Genomic DNA, 18,079 nt, shown 5'->3' on the forward strand with positions numbered 1-18,079 from the left:
CCTGCACCGCCCCGTTATTATGTTTTATGTGATCTTTACTTATGGCATTTTCCGTGCATAGCGCAGTGCTCGCAGCCACAGCCGCAAGAACCCTTGCCGCTTTTCTTATCCTTTACCATTTTTACTATTACCGACGTCACTACAGCAATGAGTATCAGCGATACGATGATAGTTCCGAGATTTTCAGCCAGCCATGCGAGCATAATATCACTCCTTTAAGCTTTTACCTTTACATCGCCCTTGAATGTCGAGGCCTCGTGATACTTCTTAATGAAAAGCATATAGCACATGAATGCAAGTATCAGAGCTGCTGCGATAACGCCGATTATGTTTGACTCGCCTGTGAAAAGTCCGCCGAACTGTGTTATCATAAGCGCGATAGCGTAAGCGAAACCGCACTGATAAATGATAGCAAATGCTGTCCACTTTGCGTTGTTCATCTCACGCTTGATAGCTCCGATAGCTGCGAAGCAGGGAGCACACAGCAGATTGAACACAAGGAACGAGAAGCCTGTGATACCTGTGAACTTTGAAGCAAGGGTCTGCCATACAGTGCCGTCTCCGCCGCCGTAAAGAACGCCCATTGTTCCGACGATATTTTCCTTTGCCACAAGTCCCGTGATAGAAGCAACGGCTGCCTGCCAGTTGCCCCAGCCTAAAGGCGAGAATATCCATGCGATAATTGAACCGAAGCCTGCAAGGAGAGAGCTGTCAAGCTGATCCTCATCAAGCATTTTAAAGTTGCCGTCCACTGTTCCGAACCGTGACAGGAACCAGATAACGATAGTGGAAAGCAGGATTATCGAGCCGGCCTTTTTGATGAATGACCAACCGCGCTCCCACATCGAGCGGAGAACGTTGCTGAGTGTAGGCATATGGTATGCGGGAAGCTCCATAACGAAGGGTGCAGGCTCGCCTGAGAACATTGCTGTCTTTTTGAGCATGATACCCGAAACGATTATAGCAGCCATGCCGATGAAGTACGCAGATACCGAGATAAGCGGAGAGCCGCCGAATATCGCTCCTGCGATCATTGCAATGAAGGGTACTTTCGCACCGCAGGGAATGAATGTGGTAGTCATGATAGTCATACGTCTGTCGCGCTCGTTTTCGATCGTACGGCTTGCCATGATACCCGGAACTCCGCAGCCTACGCCTACGAGCATAGGTATGAAGGACTTGCCCGAGAGACCGAACTTTCTGAACACACGGTCGAGGACGAATGCAATACGTGCCATATATCCGCAGGCTTCAAGAGCTGCAAGCAGGAAGAACAGCACTAACATCTGAGGTACAAATCCGAGGACACCGCCCACGCCTGCAATGATACCGTCGATGATAAGACCCTTCAACCAGTCAGCTGCGCCTATCTTGTCAAGTCCGCTTTCTGCCAGTGCAGGGATACTCGGCACAAACACGCCGTAGTCCGCGGGATCGGGCTCCTCGCCGATACGCTCAACAGTGGCAAGCGCATCATTGTAATCCTCGATAGTTGCAGTCTCATCGGTGGTCTCAAGAGTTTCCTCGTCTTCTACAGAGTAGGTGAACTCTCCAACGGGAGCACTTCCGTTTTCCTCAATGTATGCGTCATAGCCGTCGATTATCTGCTGTGCGCCGGCATACTCGTCAGCTATCTCTGAGTACTTTGATGAACCGATACCCAACAGATGGAAGCCGTCACCGAAAAGATTGTCGTTTGTCCAGTCAGTAGCCCAGGCTCCCGGGCCTTTCATAGCAATAAGATATACAAGTGTCATGATGACCGCAAAGATAGGAAGTCCCAGCCAGCGGTTGGTAACGATTTTATCTATCTTATCGGAGACTGTAAGACTGCCTGCGTTTTTCTTCTTGTATGAAGCCTTGATAACATCGGCTATGTAGATGTAGCGCTCATTTGTGATGATACTCTCAGCATCATCGTCAAGCTCTTTTTCAGCAGCAGCTATATCTTCTTCGATATGCTTCATTGTACCCTCGGGGATATTCAGCTTTTCAAGAACTTTTTCGTCACGCTCAAATACCTTTATAGCGTACCAGCGCTGCTGCTCCTCCGGCATATCATGGAGAACAGCCTCCTCAATATGAGCGATAGCGTGTTCGACAGGGCCACTGAAGGTATGCTGCGGGATAGTTTTGCTGTTCTTTGCAGCGTTTATTGCAGCCTCCGCAGCTTCATCAACTCCGGTGCCTTTCAGCGCGGATATCTCAACTATCTGACATCCCAGCTGCTTTGAAAGCTGAGGAATGTTTATCTTGTCGCCGTTTTTCTTCACGACATCCATCATATTTATGGCACAGACAACAGGTATTCCCAGCTCTACGAGCTGCGTTGTGAGGTAGAGATTCCTTTCAAGATTTGTGCCGTCGATGATATTCAGTATAGCGTCAGGTCTGGTTTCGATAAGGTAGTTTCTTGCAACGACTTCTTCGAGAGTATACGGCGACAATGAATAGATTCCGGGCAGGTCAGTAATAATGACATCACTGTGCTTTTTCAGCTTTCCCTCCTTTTTCTCAACAGTAACTCCGGGCCAGTTGCCGACGAACTGGTTTGAACCCGTCAGTGCATTGAACAGGGTGGTCTTGCCTGCATTCGGGTTGCCTGCAAGTGCTATTCGCAGTTCCATGTATATCTTCCTTTCAGGTTATTATTAGCTAACGCAAAATCAAAAACATAAGGACTAAAAAAGTCCTTATCCCTAATCATTCGACCTCAATAAGCTCGGCGTCTGCCTTTCGCAGTGAAAGCTCATAGCCGCGCACCTTTATTTCAATCGGATCGCCGAGAGGTGCCACCTTACGGACAAACACCTCTGTCCCCTTTGTAAGTCCCATATCCATTATACGGCGCTTTATCGCACCCTCTCCGTGAAGCTTCTTCACCTTTGCAGTTGCTCCCACAGCCGTTTCTCTAAGCGTTTTCATTATACTCACCTCTATCAGACCATTATTCTCCGAGCCATATCCGCACCGATGGCGATACGTGACTCCTTGACCTTGACAATGACGTTTTCACCAAGTACATTTATGAGCTTAACTGTTCCGCCCACGGTAAATCCGAGATTTTCAAGGTGCTGACGTATCTCGGGACTTCCTCCCAGTTTCTTGATAGTCAGTTCCTTTTCGGGTTCTGCTAAACTAAGCGGCATCATTTTCTCACCCTTTTCATTAAAGTTAGTGTCCTATAACAATGAAATATTATCACTTTGCGTTTCATTTGTCAAGACATAAAGAAAAGAAAAATCCGAAGTTTGTACATAATAACAAAATGTGAGTACGCGCTAACACAATTTTTGTTAATATACTGCCTTGTCATGAGCTTTTGAGTCAGCGTACATCATAATAAAAACTATCCGTAGCCTGACGGTCTTTTCCTGTGAAGATACGTTTTGTAAGTTTTCGGTTCTTAATAAGATACCAGTCACCGAATTCATCGAATTTGCGCGATGAAGTCAAAACATAGGAGCGCTTGAGCGTTCCGTATTTCTTTCCTTTCTTTTTGCCGTATTTTTTCAGCCGTGCAGCGAAATCCATATCTTCAAGACTTACCAGACTCTCGTCAAATCCGTTCACAGCATCAAAGTCACGCTTGTAAAGCCAGAACATAGCTCCGCTGAGGTAACCGCCATTTTTTATCATAACAGGCAAAAGATTGAAAACTACATACAAAGAAGAAAATGCTATCCCCAATGACATTCTTTCAAACTTCGGATTAGTGCCGCCGCCGATATATTTCCCGCTTTCAAGCTTTTCCCTTATCTCCGCAAGCGAGTGTTTTGTCATCAGACTGTCTGCATCTACCGTTACCACTATCTCGCCTTTTGCCGCCCTCACGCCCGTATTCCTGACGGCAGCGATACATTTGTCATTGTTTTCAAGCACTCTTGCACCATAGCGCGCGGCTATCGCACAGGTTTTGTCGGTACACCTGTTTGCAACAACAATTATCTCCACGTTATCAGGTCTGACATATTTTGATGCACCGATAACTGCACGAAGACATCTGCCTATATACTTTTCTTCATTGTGAGCAGGTATAACTACGGAAAATTTTATTCTGTTCATAACACACCTCTGAATCCCGATCTGTTAAAGTAACCTTTGTACTATCCATATTATACACTTCACTGCCGTCAAAAGTCAAGAATTCCGGCTTCGGCATTCTTCAGGCAGGGCGACTGTCAGAGCCCTGTATAGAAATGTCAGCAAGCTTTTACTCTCGTATAAAAGGATCTCACTCACCGGACGAAGTCCGGGCAATGACCGCTGTACGGCGGTTGTTTGGGACACATTATATTATTGACTTTGTCATTGTTATATGATACAATATATCATATAAATTGATCGTTAGCTCCTCCGTTAAAGATATAAACTGATTATGAGGAAATGATACTATGGGAATGTTGGATTTTTTGAAGGTTAGCAACGGCATCGCAAACAATATCCGCTTTACAAGCGATACTCTCGGCTCAGGCCTTTATTCAGGCCACGTAAACTCCTCAAGGCTGCCCGAGGGCCGCGGTGTTTTCATTAACGCCCTGGAAATTGAATATGACGGGGAATGGCAGAACGGCAGGCTTTGCGGCTTCGGCAGAAAATATGCCAAGGGTTATTACGACGTCGTTCAGGGAAATGACGACGACGCCAGCAAGTCCCTGGTATACGCAGGGGAGTTCAGGGACGACAGATTTCACGGAAAAGGCAAACAGTACAGACAAACCGGCAAGCTCGAATACGACGGCGACTGGATAGACGGCTGGCGCTGCGGCGAAGGCACCGAATACTATGAGAACGGCAGACCTAAATTCGTTGGCTCATGGAACAGGGGCAGATACCAGGGCAAAGGCGTGTATACCTACGAGAACGGCGACGTTATCGAGGGCGAATGGGCAGACGGTATGCTCACCGGCGAGGCTATGCTGAAAATGCACGATAACTGCGTCTACAAGCGCATATATAAGGACGGCAGGATGCTCAGCGAAGAGCTTATAAGCGGTACTCCCAGAATATCTCCCGACGCGCAGAGGAACTTGAAATTTGACAACGGCACCTATATCGGCGAGGTGGATTTCAACGGAAAGATCCACGGCAAGGGCGTGTTCACCTACACCAACGGCAATAAGTACGAGGGAAGCTTCAAGGAAGGCGTCAAGCACGGCAGAGGCGTTTTCACCTGGGCTGACGGCAATGTTTACGAAGGCGAATACGAAAACGATATGAGAAACGGCATCGGCGTGTACTCCTACATAAACGGCAACAGGTACGACGGTGAATGGAAGGACAATGTCAAAAACGGCCACGGCGTCTTCTATTACGGCAACGGCGACCGCTATGACGGCTGCTATTCCGAAAGCCTCAGACAAGGCCACGGTATCTATTACTATAAAAACGGCAGCATTCTCGAATGTGAATGGGACAGGGATATGCGTCACGGCAAGGGCGTCTTTACCTACCCCGACGGCAGAAAAAAACTCCAGAAATGGGAAAATGACAGGCTAATAAACGAAGAGCTCCTTGAAAACGGTACAGGCTCCGCAAAATAAAAAACAGCCCCGGAAGTATAGACGGGTGCTGATATAGATTTTTTTACAGCCATAATATTTCTGATATACAGTCGGAAGTATTATGGCGTTTCTATTGACAGGACTCCCATGTCGTGCTATAATCGTTAAAAACATAAACCGGAGTTCAGTGAGGTATTTATGGAAAAACCAACAAAAGAAAAACTGGCGAGGATTGCAAAGGATATGGCGCAGGTCCCATTTCACGGAGATATTGATGGGACAGCGTCCAATCTTGCGCCGATCGTGCGATTGTTTCCGACATGGGATCTCAAGGAAGCTGACGGGTTATGGTGCGCGGCATTTGTCTACTATTGCTGCACGGCAGCGGGATTCGGGATCCCATACAGACCTGCGGAATGTAAAACCTGTCATCTCGCAGGCTGCCTTGGCTGGGAGGAGTATGCCATAGGCGATCAGCGGATCGAATACCATAAAGGCGCGGAAGGCTACGCTCCGGAAGCGGGAGACATTGTTCTCTATGACAGGGTATTCGAGAACAAAGAACATGACCATATAGGGATCGTTCTTGAAAAACGGCGGCGTACAATCCTTGCTGCTGAAGGAAATGTGAATAATATTTCCGGAATTATCGAGCGTCCCATTGACGATCATATTCGTGCGTATATCCGGATACCGGACGGATATCGGTACAGAGATGAGTGACGGATCCTGACTTCGATCAGCAGCCTGATAAACACAATGCCCCTGAGTGTTTTGTAACGCTCAGGGGCTTGCTTTATCATTTTATCCTTTTAATTCTGCCTTTTCTGACTATATACACCCTTTCGGCTATGTCCATCATGGCTTTATCATTATAGGAATCGGTATAAAAGCAGTTCACAGGCCTGTCTCCGTATAGCACCCTGTATCTCCTGACCTTGTTCCCGCCGAAATTAAGATACTTTACCCGCAGCTTTTCCGGATCGATACGGCTGCATATTATATTATCCGTGGAAAGCAGCTCCTTTATACCGTACAAAAGAAAATCAGGACCTGCGGAGATTATCACGTCATCACTCTTTATCCTTGCAAGCATATCCCTGTCCAGCTTGTGCCTGTTTTCCTCCCAGAAGCCCTGCACCGAGCCGAAGAGCTCCTCCCTGCTGCGGACAGCATTCTTCATAAAATCATTGATGGCTCTGACCATCTTTTTCTTGTCCGCAAGGCACAGCTTGTACTTCATAAGATTATAGAATATCTTAGGCAGATAAAGTATTATCCTCTTGTTGTTCCTTATCATGTAAAGTGCAAGATCAACTGCACTTTCTCCGTGATAAAGCGTGTTGTCAAAATCAAAGACCTTCATTTTTTCCACTTTCCTCCGCAGATGCACCGTTATGCTTTATATTATATGTTACCTGCGCAAAAATGTCAATGGCTGTCTGTTTACGGAAAATCCCGAAGCAATACTTATCGCTTCGGGACTTATGGTATTCCTTATGCGCAGAGCACATGAGCAGCTCCTGCCGCTGCATTATCGTCTCTTATTTCAAGTCCGGCGGTGTCGTAAAGCACCTTCGCATGATTGCGGCGTATGAGCTCCTTTCCGACGTGCTCGCCTGTTATGCGGTCGACCTTGTCGCGATAGACCTCGCTGTTGCGGTAAACGTCCTTTCCTTCTCTGGAAAAATACACGTTTTCGGCAGATATATGATACTTGTACCTCTGACGGCTGTCTGCTCTCAGCTCACCGCAAAGATACTCGTCCGTGGTATAAACTATGAGCTGATAGGTCCTATCAGTGGTATTCCTGAAACGGTAATCCAGATAATTGTACATAATGGAAGTGCCTGTTCCGAAGGGGATCTTGCGCTGGAAATCAGGGAACAGATCAAGCCCGTCATGGTGATGATGCTCTACTATCTCCATATCCGAGTGAAGTATCATCCAGTGGATAAGATTTGTCATCTGGCACATACCTCCGCCTATACCCGAAGATGCATGATCGCCGAATATGGTCAGTCCTTCCTTGTAGCCCTTCTTCTCACTTATCTTTCCCACAAGGTGCCAGAAGGAAAATATCTCTCCGGGACGTATGATGACCTTGTTTACCTTGGGAGCTGCAATGGACAGGTTCACTGCCTTGTTTTCCTGGAGCTGCATATTCACATTGCCAAGTCTGCGGCGTATAAGTGAATTGTGACGGCAGATCACGTACTCCAGCTCCTTCTCCTGCCTTGTATCTGCCAGATTTCTTGCTGTGAATGCATTTATGAGGTTTCTCATCATTATGCACTTTTTTTCGGAGATCGCATATGTAAACGGCGAGATCTCACAGAACAGTTTTCTTCCCATTTCATCGTCTTCTTTCGTTTTATATTTATTCCTTTTGTCCTTATCTTTTTCTTTTTTTGTCTCTCATAAACAGAAACGATGCAAAAATACGAAAGGTGACACTTTTTCCGAAGATTTTTTGAAAAATTTTCCGTTTGATCTGTACCTGCCTGTATATCGGAGCTCAGCCGTCATATACAAGCTTGCTTCTGAGATTGACATAAACCGAAGGCTCACGTTCTGTTACCGATTCAATACGCCACTCATTATATTCGGGATCAAGCACAAGCTCCACTTCCTCACAGTACGCACCCCACTCGGGATCATTCTCATTTATCTCTCCGTACCACACATGGATATACGCTGTAAATGAGTTATCTGTAGCATCTGCGATCAGTATCGGTTCATCATCCTTGTAAACACGTGGCAGACAGCTTGAAACTCCGCCCGGATAAAACTGATAGAGCTTGTCGTTATATTCTATGTACCTGTAGATCTTTTTCAGAACGCTGTCCTTACTGAAGTCTTCTCCCGCCCTTCCGACATTTTCATCGAAGTTTTTAATATGCTCATTATCTTCGGAATATACAGTCCTCAAATAGTTTCTGAGATCATTGATACTATGGAAACGGCTGTCGGTTATATGAACATAAAATGCTGTATCTTTTACCATTTCTCCTTTATTTTCGATATCATACAGATATAACCCCAAAGCCGGATCTGTCTGAAATCTCAGGCGGTCATCAGTATCATACCCATTAACGATTATTCCGGAAGCTCCAAGGATCTCTTCGTCTTTTCTGAATAATCCCGCAGCCGTATCGCCGTAATACTCGCTGATAAACACTTCATCCGGCTCTTTATAAGGCTTTGTGGTATAAACATACTCTTCTGCGGTAGTCGCAGCGGTAGTTGTTGAGATCTCCGAGGTATTCGCGGCAGCAGTTATCTCTTCTGTTGTTACTGTTGATGCAGCTGTGGTAGTAACAGCGGCAACAGGCGGAATATCTCCGCCGCCTTTGCTGTTTCTGCGGAAAAACGTCACGCTGCCTATCACCAGTCCTGTCACAAGTATAATTGAAGCTGCCGTGCAAAGAGGTGTTATCCACGCGGGACGCCTGCCGAGCTCAACTCCTGTTACATCGCCGCTTACTTTTTCCTTCTCGGTTCTGTTTGCTTCTATCTCTCTCTTTTTTACGCTGTATTTTTTTTCGCTCATCGCCAGCAGCTTGTCAAACTGCGTGTCCATTATTCCGGGACATCTGCCGGAAAGTCTTTCCATAGAATCATCCTCTGCATTTCCGAGTATATCAAATAATCTCCTGTCTTCCATGACCGCACCTCCTTTACCTTGTTATACCTGCTGCGGCAAGCTTTACTCTTAACTTTTCCATTGCTCTCGAACACCTGGAACGCACCGACGAAGCTGTCATTGAGACGTTTTTTGCTATTTCATTTGAACTCATATCATAATAGAACTTCTGTATCAGTATGGTGGAATCGGGCTCGCCGAGCTCATCTATCTTGTCAAGGAGAATACGGCGGAGTTCAGAGCTGTCAACACGTTCGTCAACATTGAAATCAGAAGCAAGCTGCCGTATATCCTCCTCTTCGGTATATACAGAACGGCCTTTTACGGTATTCAGTCTCCTGCAGAAATCTATGGCCTTATGCTTTGAAACGGTGCCGATATAGTTCTTTATATCGCCTTTATAGGCCTCTCTGTACTCAAAATCTATGAATATTTCCGCGAATATATCACTGAAACACTCTTCCACATCTTCCCGTGAACCGCAGCATCTCAGCTTATTGTATACTATTGCATAAACATATCTTCCGTACTCTTTCATAAGCAATTTGTGACATTCCTCAGGAGAATCCTCCAGAAGCTTTTTCAGTTCACTGCCTGTCATACTCATCCCTCCTTTTATGTAATAAGATCGACCTTTCATGAATAACTTACGAAGGAAGATGCAAAAGTGCTGCAAGAAAATAATATTTTTATATTTAACTTTATGTATGCTCTTCAGCGCCGCTTCATATGTAAAATAAAAGCGGCTGAAATAATATCAGCCGCTTTTATCATGAACACACCTTTATATTTTCTTCTCCTTTATCAACTCACCATATTCTTTCATATTAACGGGAAGCTTACTGCAGTCGCCGAGTATGTACTTTTTCAGTACGAATATATCAGCTTCATCGACCTCTCCGTCCTTAGCCATATCGGCACTTTTGAGCTGAAGCTCGTTGAATGTGATCTTACCTTCGATATACTTATTTATAGTGATAAGATCAAAAAGGTCTATCTGCTTGTCTCCGTTAATATCACCCGTATCCACGGGTACTACCTTATAGCGCTCGGGAACGTATTCGCCGTCAATACTTCCGTCCACCCTGACAAAGATCTGCTCCCAGTAGTATTTATATTCGCTGTTGGGATCATAGGTTACGGAAACGCCGAAATGCGTATATTCCGGATTGAGGATAGCGGCAAAATGCTTTTCGGATCCCTTCCACTGTGCGAATGCGTCCTCTGCCTTTTCCGGGCCGGCAGCTATATTCTCGGCAGCCTTTTCCCACGGTACAAGACTGTCATCGATGACTGTAAAGAATCTGTATTCCTCTGTACCGTCGGGCATTATCACAGGATCTATTCGGTCATGGCTGAACTTGAAGATACACTCTCTTGAACGCACATTTGAAACATCACAAAGATAGGGCACGACCTTCAGGGGCGGTACGCCTGCATCTGCTCTTGCTTCATTTGTAAGCCACAGTATCTCCTGCGCCATAGCTTCAAGATCGGTATTGATGTCTGCATGAATATCAGCGGGTTTATTAAAAGCAAAGCTTAAATAAATAACCATGGAAAGAACAACCGAGACATATCTGATAACTCTGTTATTGATCTTTCTCATGCAAACACCTCCTCTTAAAAAACTATGATGCTAACCAATTATAGTTTAGCACAAATTTATATAATTTTAAAGAGGATGAGATGCGTTTTGTCAGATCTCACAACAAAAATCTACATTTTGTACAATAAAAAATATACTTATAGTAGTTTTAACTTGCGATTATCCGAAAATTAATTCAATTATTTGCAATATATCGTTAATCCTTCTGTGATTCGTCGATTATCTCTTTGATCTGAGCATAGTAATTGTCCAGAGCAAGGATAGAAACATTGAGATAGTCCTCCACCTGATCGCGGGGATCTTCTCCTGCAACGATAGCACTTACAAGCACCACAAGCTCGCCCTGCTGGTCAACGAACATCTTGCAGGCAAAATTTCCTGCGTCTCCGTTGAAAACGTTCATAAGCTGGAATATCTTGGGACCGAGGCTTGTGAAACGGAATACATTGCTCAGGGATAATGTGAGAGCCTGATTAGCGGGATTCATATGTATGATAACATAAGGTGTAGCTTCATGGTGAGGAAGCCTTGTGCGGAATCTTATCATATTCTCATCATTATCATTGAGCTGATAAGGAACGTTCTTGCTTTCGAGAAGGCCGCAGAAATCTGCGATCACTGGATGCATTGATTTAATATTATCTGACATGGTTATTTCCTCCGTATACGGTAATATTTTGTGAATTTGCGTAAATACATTATATCACAGCTGCAATAATTTGTCAATAATGATAAAGAGAAAAGGCACCTGCGAAGGTGCCCTGTCCCTTTAGGGTGGTTTATATGAAAAATGAAGCTTACGTTTTCAGTATGAGCCCCGGAGTATTTTCTCCCTCACTCATTGTCTGAATTATACCCCCCTGATATGTTTATTATGTGATAGAATACTGAATTGCAAGAAAAAACCTCACGTTAAAGCCGTGAGGTCTCAGTCCTTTATTCCTGAATGTGCCATGGTCTCTATTACCTGACGCTGTGCGAGCATGAAGAACACTATGGGAGGCACCAGTAGGAATACCGCTGCCGCCATAGCCACACCTGCTCTCGCCAGTCCCGACGAGGCAGCCTGGGACACTACCGTAGGAAGCGTCTTGTACTCCTCCTTCAGCACCACAGAGCCTGTCTGTATATTCCAAGCCCCCTGGAAGGCAAATATCATCAGCGTCATAAGGGCGGGTTTCTGGTTGGGTATCACTATCTGCCAGCATATGCGGAACAGTCCTGCTCCGTCCACCTTTGCCGCCTCTATCATGGAATCGGGCACCTGACTTATGGACTGGCGCATAAGGAACAGTCCCATGGGCGACGCCACCGCAGGAAGTATCAGTGCCATATAGGTGTCTATCATATGCAGCTTTGCCATGATGATGTACTGCATTATGTAGATAACGCTGCTCTGATAGAGGAGAGCAACCACAATCACGCCGTTTATGAGCTTGCTTCCGGGAAATTTACACTTAGCCAGCACGAATGCCGCCATAGACGAGAACACGCACTGGAGCACCGTAACAGCTACGGTAACGAAGATACTGTTGAATACGTATCTCGAAAAGGGTACTCTGTTCTGATGCAGCACCCTGAACATATCACGGAAGTTATCAAGTGTAGGCCTTACGGCGTAGAGCTTGGGAGGGAACACAAAGAGCTCCTCCACGGGCTTTACGGACATTATCACCGTAAGATATATGGGAAATACCATAAAAAGCCCCAGTATCAGCAGCAGAAGGAATATGGCTATGCTGCCGCCTGCTTTTCTGCCTGCCTGTCTGTTTGAAGCACGAAGCTTCGCAGTATTTATCTGTGCCAAAGCTCCGCCCCCTTAGTCCGTATACTTGCCCAGCACCTTGCTTATGAGCCTGCTGAGAAGATACATGGCGACGAAGAGTATCAGACATATCGCCGATGCATAGCCCATTTCAAAGCGCTGCCAGCCATAATCGAATGCGTGGGTCATTATCGTATGCGCCTTGTAGTCCGTGCTGGGGAAGCCCACAAGGTTCTGAGCGACGGTGCCTGCGGTAAAGGAGCTTACTATCTGCATCACCGCAGCGAACATGAGCTGCGGTCCCATGGAAGGGATAACGATATATATAAGCTCCTGCCAGCGAGTGCGTATACCCTCGATAGCTCCCGCCTCGTACATGGAGCGGTCTATGTTCTGGAAGCCTGCACGCAGAGCAAGAAAGCCTGCTCCCAGCGAGATCCAGAGCTGCACCACAATGGTGACTCCCAGCACGTATCTGCCGTCGGTGAGCCACTGTACGGGAGCGCTGATAAAGCCGAAGTCTATAAGGAAGGAATTTAGATAGCCGTTCATATCTCCGCTGAATATGAGCTTCCACACCGCGTATACATTAGCCATGGACGGGGCATAGAATATAAGCGTGAAAAGCGTCTTCAGCCTGGGGTGCATCTCGTTTATAAGCCATGCCAGCAGGAAGCAGAGCACATAGCTCACAGGACCTGTCAGCAGGGCAAAAACTATGGTCACTCTTATGGAGCGTATGAACACCTTGTCCGAAAGGAAAAGGGTGGTAAAGTTGGAAAGCCCCACGAATTTCGGCGGCCTTGCCATATCAAAATCCGTAAAGCCCATGGGAAGCGACATGAGAACAGGCACAACTGTGAAAAGTATGAAGAATATCATAAACGGCGCTATCATACCGTAGCAGGCCTTATTGCGCTTTATGTCGCGCCAAAGCAGTTTTATTCTGCCTTTGCCGCCGTGCTTTGCCGTCTTCTCAGCCATTTCCTCTCCTCCTTTCCCTCGGTATAAGCTTTATATCAGAGCCCTGATACCGTAAATCCTACCTCCACGGTAGTCCAGTCCTTGAAATCCTCCGAGCTGACTATCTGAGCGGAATAGCTTCCGTCATTGAGCTCCGAGGGAGTATTCATATCGTAATTTGTGAAGAGGGCGCCCTCTGCTGTCCTTGCATCTCCCGGAAGAGAGTCGTCGCTGATCCACTCGTTGAATATATTGGAGCGTACAGCCTCAGCTTCGGTGTTGGTGTAGCCCTTCTTTTTCAGCTCTATCTCCCTGCCGTCCACCTTTATGCTCTTTACGGTTATTATAGCATTCGGAAACTGCTTTTCACCGTCATTTATGATAACGGCTGCAAAGCCTATGCCGTTCACCTTGTACGTGCCCTTGGAATCGCCCGTTGCAAGATACTGGAAAGCCGTACTGTCCGCAGTGACGCTTACAGTATAGTCGCCGTTGCCTTCAATATGAGCAGTGCCTGCCTTGTATGCCAGCTGATTGGCGGGATCTGCCTTGCCAAGATACTGTTTTTCCCAGTTTGCGTCAACGATGGCAAGGTAAGCATCGCCGCTGGCCGGCTCAACAGCCTCACTGAAATCAACTCCCGGTACAGGAGCTGTAGTTGCCTCTGTTTCTTCCTCCACAGCGGCGGTGTTCTTTTCCGCCTTGGTGCTCTTGTTCTTTGAGCTGCACGAAACAGCTCCTCCGCATACAGTCACGGCAGCCAGTATAACTGCCAGTGATCCCTTGATCTTCATAGTATTGACCTCACTTCAGTATTTTCTGTAATAATAATAACATGAGAAATACAAGGGATTCAAGATTATAATTGAACAAACTTTGTACTTCCCCCGATTTTTGAATTGTATAATTAGCTGAGTTCAAACATACCCGTATACAGCTGATAATACTTGCCCTGCCGCGCTATGAGCTCACTGTGGCTGCCGCGTTCGATTATCCTTCCCTGCTCAAGTACCATGATCGCATGGGAATTGCGTACAGTAGAAAGCCTGTGAGCTATGACGAACACCGTTCTGCCCTCCATAAGAGAGTCCATGCCCTTCTCGATAAGAGCCTCTGTACGGGTATCTATAGAGCTTGTGGCCTCGTCCAGGATAAGCACAGGCGGATCCGCAACAGCTGCTCTCGCAATGGCAAGAAGCTGCCTCTGTCCCTGGGAAAGATTGGCTCCGTCAGCAGTAAGCATTGTATCATAGCCGTTTTCAAGGTGCCTGATGAAGCTGTCCGCATTGGCAAGCCTTGCAGCAGCGTAGACCTCCTCGTCGGTGGCGTCAAGCTTTCCGTAACGGATATTCTCCATGACAGTGCCGGTGAAAAGGTGGGTGTCCTGAAGAACTATGGACTGCGAACGGCGCAGGTCGGCCTTCTTTATCTTGTTTATGTTTATGCCGTCGTAGCGTATCTTGCCCTCTGGCACATCATAGAAGCGGTTTATGAGATTGATGATAGTTGTCTTGCCTGCTCCCGTAGAACCTACAAAGGCTATCTTCTGACCGGGCTTGGCATAGAGGGAGATGCCGTTGAGGACTGTCTTGCCGGGCTCGTATCCGAACACCACATCGTCAAATTCAACGTTGCCCCGCACCTCAGTATAAGTAACGGTCCCGTCAGCCTTGTGGGGATGTCTCCACGCCCAGTGTCCCGTGCGCCTGTCGGTCTCGGTGATCTTGCCGTCGGGAGCTATCTCGGCATTTACCAGAGTAACGTAGCCGTTATCGGTCTCGGGCTCCTCGTCTATAACGCGGAATATACGCTCGGCACCTGCCAGAGCGGTGAGCACCGAATTCAGCTGCTGGGATACCTGTGTTATAGGCTGCGAGAAGGAACGGGTATACTGAAGATACGATATTACCGTTCCGATAGTCATGCCTCCTATGTGCTTTACTGCGAAGATACCTCCCACTATGGCCGTAACTGCATAGTGTATATACGAGAGATTGTTCATTATGGGCATGAGTATATTCGCAAAGGTATTGGCATGGGTAGCCGCCCTGCACAGCTCCTCGTTGAGAGCATCGAATTCCTCGCCTGCCTTTTCCTCGTGGCAGAATACCTTTACTACCTTCTGTCCGTCTATCATTTCCTCGATGTAGCCGTTCACGCTGCCGAGAGCCTTCTGCTGTGCGATGAAGCCCTTGCTGCTGCGCGAACCCACAAAGCCGATGACCTTTATGATCACGAAAAGCATCGCTATCACTATAATGGTAAGACGCCAGCTGTATACCACCATAACGATGAACACTCCCACGATGGTTATGGCGGAGCTTATGAACTGAGCGATACTGTTGCTCAGCATTTCGCGTACAGCGTCGGTATCATTTGTGTAGAGGCTCATCAACTCGCCGTGAGTATGCTTGTCGAAGAAGCGCACGGGCAGCATCTCCATCTTGTTGAAGAGATCGTTCCTTATGCGCATGAGCGTAGTCGTTGAGATCTTCATCATCATGCGCTGATAGAAGAATGACGAGACAGCTCCTATAGCATATATCACAGCCATTACCGTGAGAAGACCTATGAATCTGCCGTAATTCCAGTGCCCCGTTTTAAGTGCATCACCGATATTGTCAAATATGGGCTTCAGCAGGTAGTTTCCCGCTATGCCCGCGCCCGAGCTGAAAAATATGCCTGCGACCACCAGTACGAACTGTATCCTGAAACCGTACATATAACCGAATATACGCTTCAGAGCCGCAAAGGCGTTTTCGGGCTTTGCCGCTGCTCTTTGTGTCTTGGGAGGCATTACTCATCATCTCCCTTCTGCTGTGAGTCATATACCTCGCGGTATATCTCACTGGACTGCATGAGCTCCCGGTGGGTACCTATATCGGTTATCCTGCCGCCGTCCATGACGATAATGCGGTCAGCGTCCATTACCGAGGTTATACGCTGAGCTATGATGATGGTGGTAGTATCCGCCAGCTTTTCGCGGAATGCCTTTCTTATGCTGCTGTCCGTAGCGGTATCAACAGCACTGGTGGAGTCGTCCAGTATTATTATCCTCGGCCTTTTGAGCAGTGCCCTTGCAATACATAGACGCTGCTTCTGACCGCCCGAAACGTTCACGCCACCCTGTCCGAGGTCGGTATCGTAGCCCTTGGGGAAGCTCATTATGAAATCGTGAGCACAGGCTGAGCGGCAGGCCTCGATGATCTCCTCGTCGGTGGCATTCTCGTCTCCCCAGCGGAGATTGTCCCTGATAGTTCCCGAGAAGAGCACGTTTTTCTGAAGTACCATAGCGACCTGACTTCTCAGGGTATCAAGAGAATACTCCCTGACGTCGTGACCGCCCACAAATACCTTTCCTTCCGTAGCGTCGTAAAGACGGGGTATGAGCTGTACCAGAGATGTCTTTGAAGAGCCCGTACCGCCGATTATCCCTATGGTCTCGCCCGAATGTATATCCAGATCTATGTGATCCAGGGCAAGATTACCCATATCGTCATAGTAGCTGAAGCTCACATTCTCAAAGCGGACGGAGCCGTCTCTTGCCCGCGCACCGGCGCCCTCGGGAGCTGTAATGGTGGGCTCTTCTGCAAGGACCTCATATATACGCTGAAGGGACGCTCTTGAGATAACGAACATTATGAAGAGCATGGAAAGCATCATCAGCGACATGAGTATCTGGCTCACATACATGATGAAGCTGGACAGCTCGCCTGTCTCTATGTTACCGTTCACAGCCATATGGCCGCCGAAATAGAGTATAGCCGTTATGCTGGCATACATTACCAGCTGCATGATCGGCATATTCATGACCACTAGCTTTTCCGCCGCGAACTGCGCAAGACGGACGCTGTTAGTATTCTCGCCGAAGCTTTTCTTCTCGTCCTCCTCACGGGCAAAGGCCTTTACCACACGTATGCCTACGAGGTTTTCCTGTATCTTTCCGTTCATTTCATCGTACTTCTTCAGCATCTTCTCAAACCGCGGATGAGCCTTTGAGATTATGAAGAACACCGCAAAAGCCAGAACGGGTATGGCAAACAGGAATACCACGGAAAGCCTTCTGTTCTGCCTTACTGCCATGATCGTGGCGCATACCAGCATTATAGGCGAACGGAACGCCATGCGTATGAACATCATAAAGGCGTTCTGTACATTTGTAACGTCCGTTGTAAGACGGGTAGTCAGCGAGGCCGTGGAAAACTTATCCACGTTGGCAAATGAAAAGCCCTGCACCTTGCGGAAAAGTGCGCTGCGCAGGTTCTTGGCAAAGCCCATTGCCGCCACTGCGCTGAACCGCGCCGCAAGAGCTCCGAAGCAAAGGGAACAGACCGACATGACTGCCATAAGGCCGCCCATTCCTGCCACATAGCCGATATTGCCTTTCCTTATTCCGTGATCTATTATGAGTCCCATTACCATTGGTATCAGGACCTCCATGAGTACCTCTCCCACAATGGTCAAAGGTGAGAGATAAGCCTCTTTTTTATACTTTCCTACATGAGAAAAAATAGTACTGTACATCTGTATTCCCCTTTCAGACTGAAAAACAGTCTAAATTTAATTTTACCATTTATAATGTATCTTGTCAA

Annotated in this window: 18 protein-coding genes; 2 read left to right on the forward strand and 16 right to left on the reverse strand. The window is 47.1% G+C overall.

Features of this window, described 5'->3' with window-relative positions; genetic code table 11:
- Window positions 1-35: 35 nt before the first annotated feature.
- The 5 genes from RF007C_RS17010 to RF007C_RS11365 all read right to left on the reverse strand — a co-directional run bounded on the left by RF007C_RS17010 (window position 36) and on the right by RF007C_RS11365 (window position 4,065).
- On the reverse strand, window positions 36-203 hold the full coding sequence (locus tag RF007C_RS17010; RefSeq protein ID WP_082316758.1) for a FeoB-associated Cys-rich membrane protein: 168 nt from the start codon (window positions 201-203) through the stop codon (window positions 36-38).
- 12 nt (window positions 204-215) lie between these two features.
- Window positions 216-2,627: a ferrous iron transporter B gene (gene feoB / locus RF007C_RS11350; protein WP_037299893.1), complete on the reverse strand. Its 2,412-nt coding sequence runs from the start codon at window positions 2,625-2,627 to the stop codon at window positions 216-218.
- A gap of 76 nt (window positions 2,628-2,703) precedes the next feature.
- Entirely contained in the window at window positions 2,704-2,925 is a 222-nt protein-coding gene (locus RF007C_RS11355) for a FeoA family protein (RefSeq protein ID WP_037299895.1), read from the reverse strand.
- A 14-nt stretch (window positions 2,926-2,939) separates the two neighbouring features.
- The gene (locus RF007C_RS11360) at window positions 2,940-3,149 is read right to left on the reverse strand and encodes a FeoA family protein (protein WP_430344446.1); all 210 of its coding nucleotides are present in this window, start codon (window positions 3,147-3,149) and stop codon (window positions 2,940-2,942) included.
- A 178-nt stretch (window positions 3,150-3,327) separates the two neighbouring features.
- Window positions 3,328-4,065, reverse strand: a complete 738-nt coding sequence (locus RF007C_RS11365) for a glycosyltransferase (RefSeq protein ID WP_051456647.1) — start codon at window positions 4,063-4,065, stop codon at window positions 3,328-3,330.
- A 329-nt stretch (window positions 4,066-4,394) separates the two neighbouring features.
- Between RF007C_RS11365 and RF007C_RS11370 the strand changes: the two genes are divergently transcribed.
- On the forward strand, window positions 4,395-5,543 hold the full coding sequence (locus RF007C_RS11370) for an MORN repeat-containing protein (protein WP_037299904.1): 1,149 nt from the start codon (window positions 4,395-4,397) through the stop codon (window positions 5,541-5,543).
- A gap of 159 nt (window positions 5,544-5,702) precedes the next feature.
- Complete coding sequence (locus RF007C_RS11375) at window positions 5,703-6,227, forward strand: CHAP domain-containing protein (protein ID WP_037299907.1); 525 nt, start codon at window positions 5,703-5,705, stop codon at window positions 6,225-6,227.
- A 76-nt stretch (window positions 6,228-6,303) separates the two neighbouring features.
- On the opposite strand, the gene RF007C_RS11380 is transcribed toward RF007C_RS11375, so the two are convergent.
- The 11 genes from RF007C_RS11380 to RF007C_RS11430 all read right to left on the reverse strand — a co-directional run bounded on the left by RF007C_RS11380 (window position 6,304) and on the right by RF007C_RS11430 (window position 18,011).
- Window positions 6,304-6,870: a haloacid dehalogenase-like hydrolase gene (locus RF007C_RS11380; RefSeq protein ID WP_037299910.1), complete on the reverse strand. Its 567-nt coding sequence runs from the start codon at window positions 6,868-6,870 to the stop codon at window positions 6,304-6,306.
- A gap of 131 nt (window positions 6,871-7,001) precedes the next feature.
- Window positions 7,002-7,859 carry a VanW family protein gene (locus RF007C_RS11385; RefSeq protein ID WP_037299912.1) on the reverse strand — a complete coding sequence of 286 codons (858 nt, stop codon included), beginning with the start codon at window positions 7,857-7,859 and terminating at the stop codon, window positions 7,002-7,004.
- 163 nt (window positions 7,860-8,022) lie between these two features.
- Window positions 8,023-9,171 carry a hypothetical protein gene (locus RF007C_RS11390; protein ID WP_037299915.1) on the reverse strand — a complete coding sequence of 383 codons (1,149 nt, stop codon included), beginning with the start codon at window positions 9,169-9,171 and terminating at the stop codon, window positions 8,023-8,025.
- 13 nt (window positions 9,172-9,184) lie between these two features.
- Window positions 9,185-9,751, reverse strand: coding sequence for an RNA polymerase sigma factor (locus RF007C_RS11395; RefSeq protein ID WP_037299918.1), 567 nt, complete (start codon window positions 9,749-9,751; stop codon window positions 9,185-9,187).
- A 183-nt stretch (window positions 9,752-9,934) separates the two neighbouring features.
- On the reverse strand, window positions 9,935-10,759 hold the full coding sequence (locus RF007C_RS11400; RefSeq protein WP_019680037.1) for a CAP domain-containing protein: 825 nt from the start codon (window positions 10,757-10,759) through the stop codon (window positions 9,935-9,937).
- A gap of 196 nt (window positions 10,760-10,955) precedes the next feature.
- Window positions 10,956-11,408 (reverse strand): YbjN domain-containing protein, encoded by a 453-nt coding sequence (locus RF007C_RS11405; protein WP_037299921.1) that lies wholly within the window; start codon window positions 11,406-11,408, stop codon window positions 10,956-10,958.
- A 279-nt stretch (window positions 11,409-11,687) separates the two neighbouring features.
- Window positions 11,688-12,566 carry a carbohydrate ABC transporter permease gene (locus RF007C_RS11410; protein WP_019680035.1) on the reverse strand — a complete coding sequence of 293 codons (879 nt, stop codon included), beginning with the start codon at window positions 12,564-12,566 and terminating at the stop codon, window positions 11,688-11,690.
- Window positions 12,567-12,578: 12 nt separating this feature from the next.
- Entirely contained in the window at window positions 12,579-13,508 is a 930-nt protein-coding gene (locus tag RF007C_RS11415; RefSeq protein ID WP_037299923.1) for a carbohydrate ABC transporter permease, read from the reverse strand.
- A 35-nt stretch (window positions 13,509-13,543) separates the two neighbouring features.
- Window positions 13,544-14,281 (reverse strand): hypothetical protein, encoded by a 738-nt coding sequence (locus RF007C_RS11420; protein WP_019680033.1) that lies wholly within the window; start codon window positions 14,279-14,281, stop codon window positions 13,544-13,546.
- Between the two features lie 113 nt (window positions 14,282-14,394).
- Window positions 14,395-16,284, reverse strand: coding sequence for an ABC transporter ATP-binding protein (locus tag RF007C_RS11425; protein ID WP_019680032.1), 1,890 nt, complete (start codon window positions 16,282-16,284; stop codon window positions 14,395-14,397).
- Window positions 16,284-18,011, reverse strand: coding sequence for an ABC transporter ATP-binding protein (locus RF007C_RS11430; protein ID WP_037299927.1), 1,728 nt, complete (start codon window positions 18,009-18,011; stop codon window positions 16,284-16,286). The genes RF007C_RS11425 and RF007C_RS11430 overlap by 1 nt, the downstream gene beginning before the upstream one ends.
- Window positions 18,012-18,079: the final 68 nt, after the last annotated feature.

Source organism: Ruminococcus flavefaciens 007c (genome assembly GCF_000571935.1).
GTDB lineage: Bacteria > Bacillota > Clostridia > Oscillospirales > Ruminococcaceae > Ruminococcus > Ruminococcus flavefaciens_F.

Coding starts and splice junctions, on each gene's coding strand:
- RF007C_RS17010 (WP_082316758.1), bottom strand. CDS start 203: ATGCTCGCATGGCTGGCTGAAAATCTCGGAACTATCATCGTATCGCTG.
- feoB (WP_037299893.1), bottom strand. CDS start 2,627: ATGGAACTGCGAATAGCACTTGCAGGCAACCCGAATGCAGGCAAGACC.
- RF007C_RS11355 (WP_037299895.1), bottom strand. CDS start 2,925: ATGAAAACGCTTAGAGAAACGGCTGTGGGAGCAACTGCAAAGGTGAAG.
- RF007C_RS11360 (WP_430344446.1), bottom strand. CDS start 3,149: ATGCCGCTTAGTTTAGCAGAACCCGAAAAGGAACTGACTATCAAGAAA.
- RF007C_RS11365 (WP_051456647.1), bottom strand. CDS start 4,065: ATGAACAGAATAAAATTTTCCGTAGTTATACCTGCTCACAATGAAGAA.
- RF007C_RS11370 (WP_037299904.1), top strand. CDS start 4,395: ATGGGAATGTTGGATTTTTTGAAGGTTAGCAACGGCATCGCAAACAAT.
- RF007C_RS11375 (WP_037299907.1), top strand. CDS start 5,703: ATGGAAAAACCAACAAAAGAAAAACTGGCGAGGATTGCAAAGGATATG.
- RF007C_RS11380 (WP_037299910.1), bottom strand. CDS start 6,870: ATGAAGGTCTTTGATTTTGACAACACGCTTTATCACGGAGAAAGTGCA.
- RF007C_RS11385 (WP_037299912.1), bottom strand. CDS start 7,859: ATGGGAAGAAAACTGTTCTGTGAGATCTCGCCGTTTACATATGCGATC.
- RF007C_RS11390 (WP_037299915.1), bottom strand. CDS start 9,171: ATGGAAGACAGGAGATTATTTGATATACTCGGAAATGCAGAGGATGAT.
- RF007C_RS11395 (WP_037299918.1), bottom strand. CDS start 9,751: ATGACAGGCAGTGAACTGAAAAAGCTTCTGGAGGATTCTCCTGAGGAA.
- RF007C_RS11400 (WP_019680037.1), bottom strand. CDS start 10,759: ATGAGAAAGATCAATAACAGAGTTATCAGATATGTCTCGGTTGTTCTT.
- RF007C_RS11405 (WP_037299921.1), bottom strand. CDS start 11,408: ATGTCAGATAATATTAAATCAATGCATCCAGTGATCGCAGATTTCTGC.
- RF007C_RS11415 (WP_037299923.1), bottom strand. CDS start 13,508: ATGGCTGAGAAGACGGCAAAGCACGGCGGCAAAGGCAGAATAAAACTG.
- RF007C_RS11420 (WP_019680033.1), bottom strand. CDS start 14,281: ATGAAGATCAAGGGATCACTGGCAGTTATACTGGCTGCCGTGACTGTA.
- RF007C_RS11425 (WP_019680032.1), bottom strand. CDS start 16,284: ATGCCTCCCAAGACACAAAGAGCAGCGGCAAAGCCCGAAAACGCCTTT.
- RF007C_RS11430 (WP_037299927.1), bottom strand. CDS start 18,011: ATGTACAGTACTATTTTTTCTCATGTAGGAAAGTATAAAAAAGAGGCT.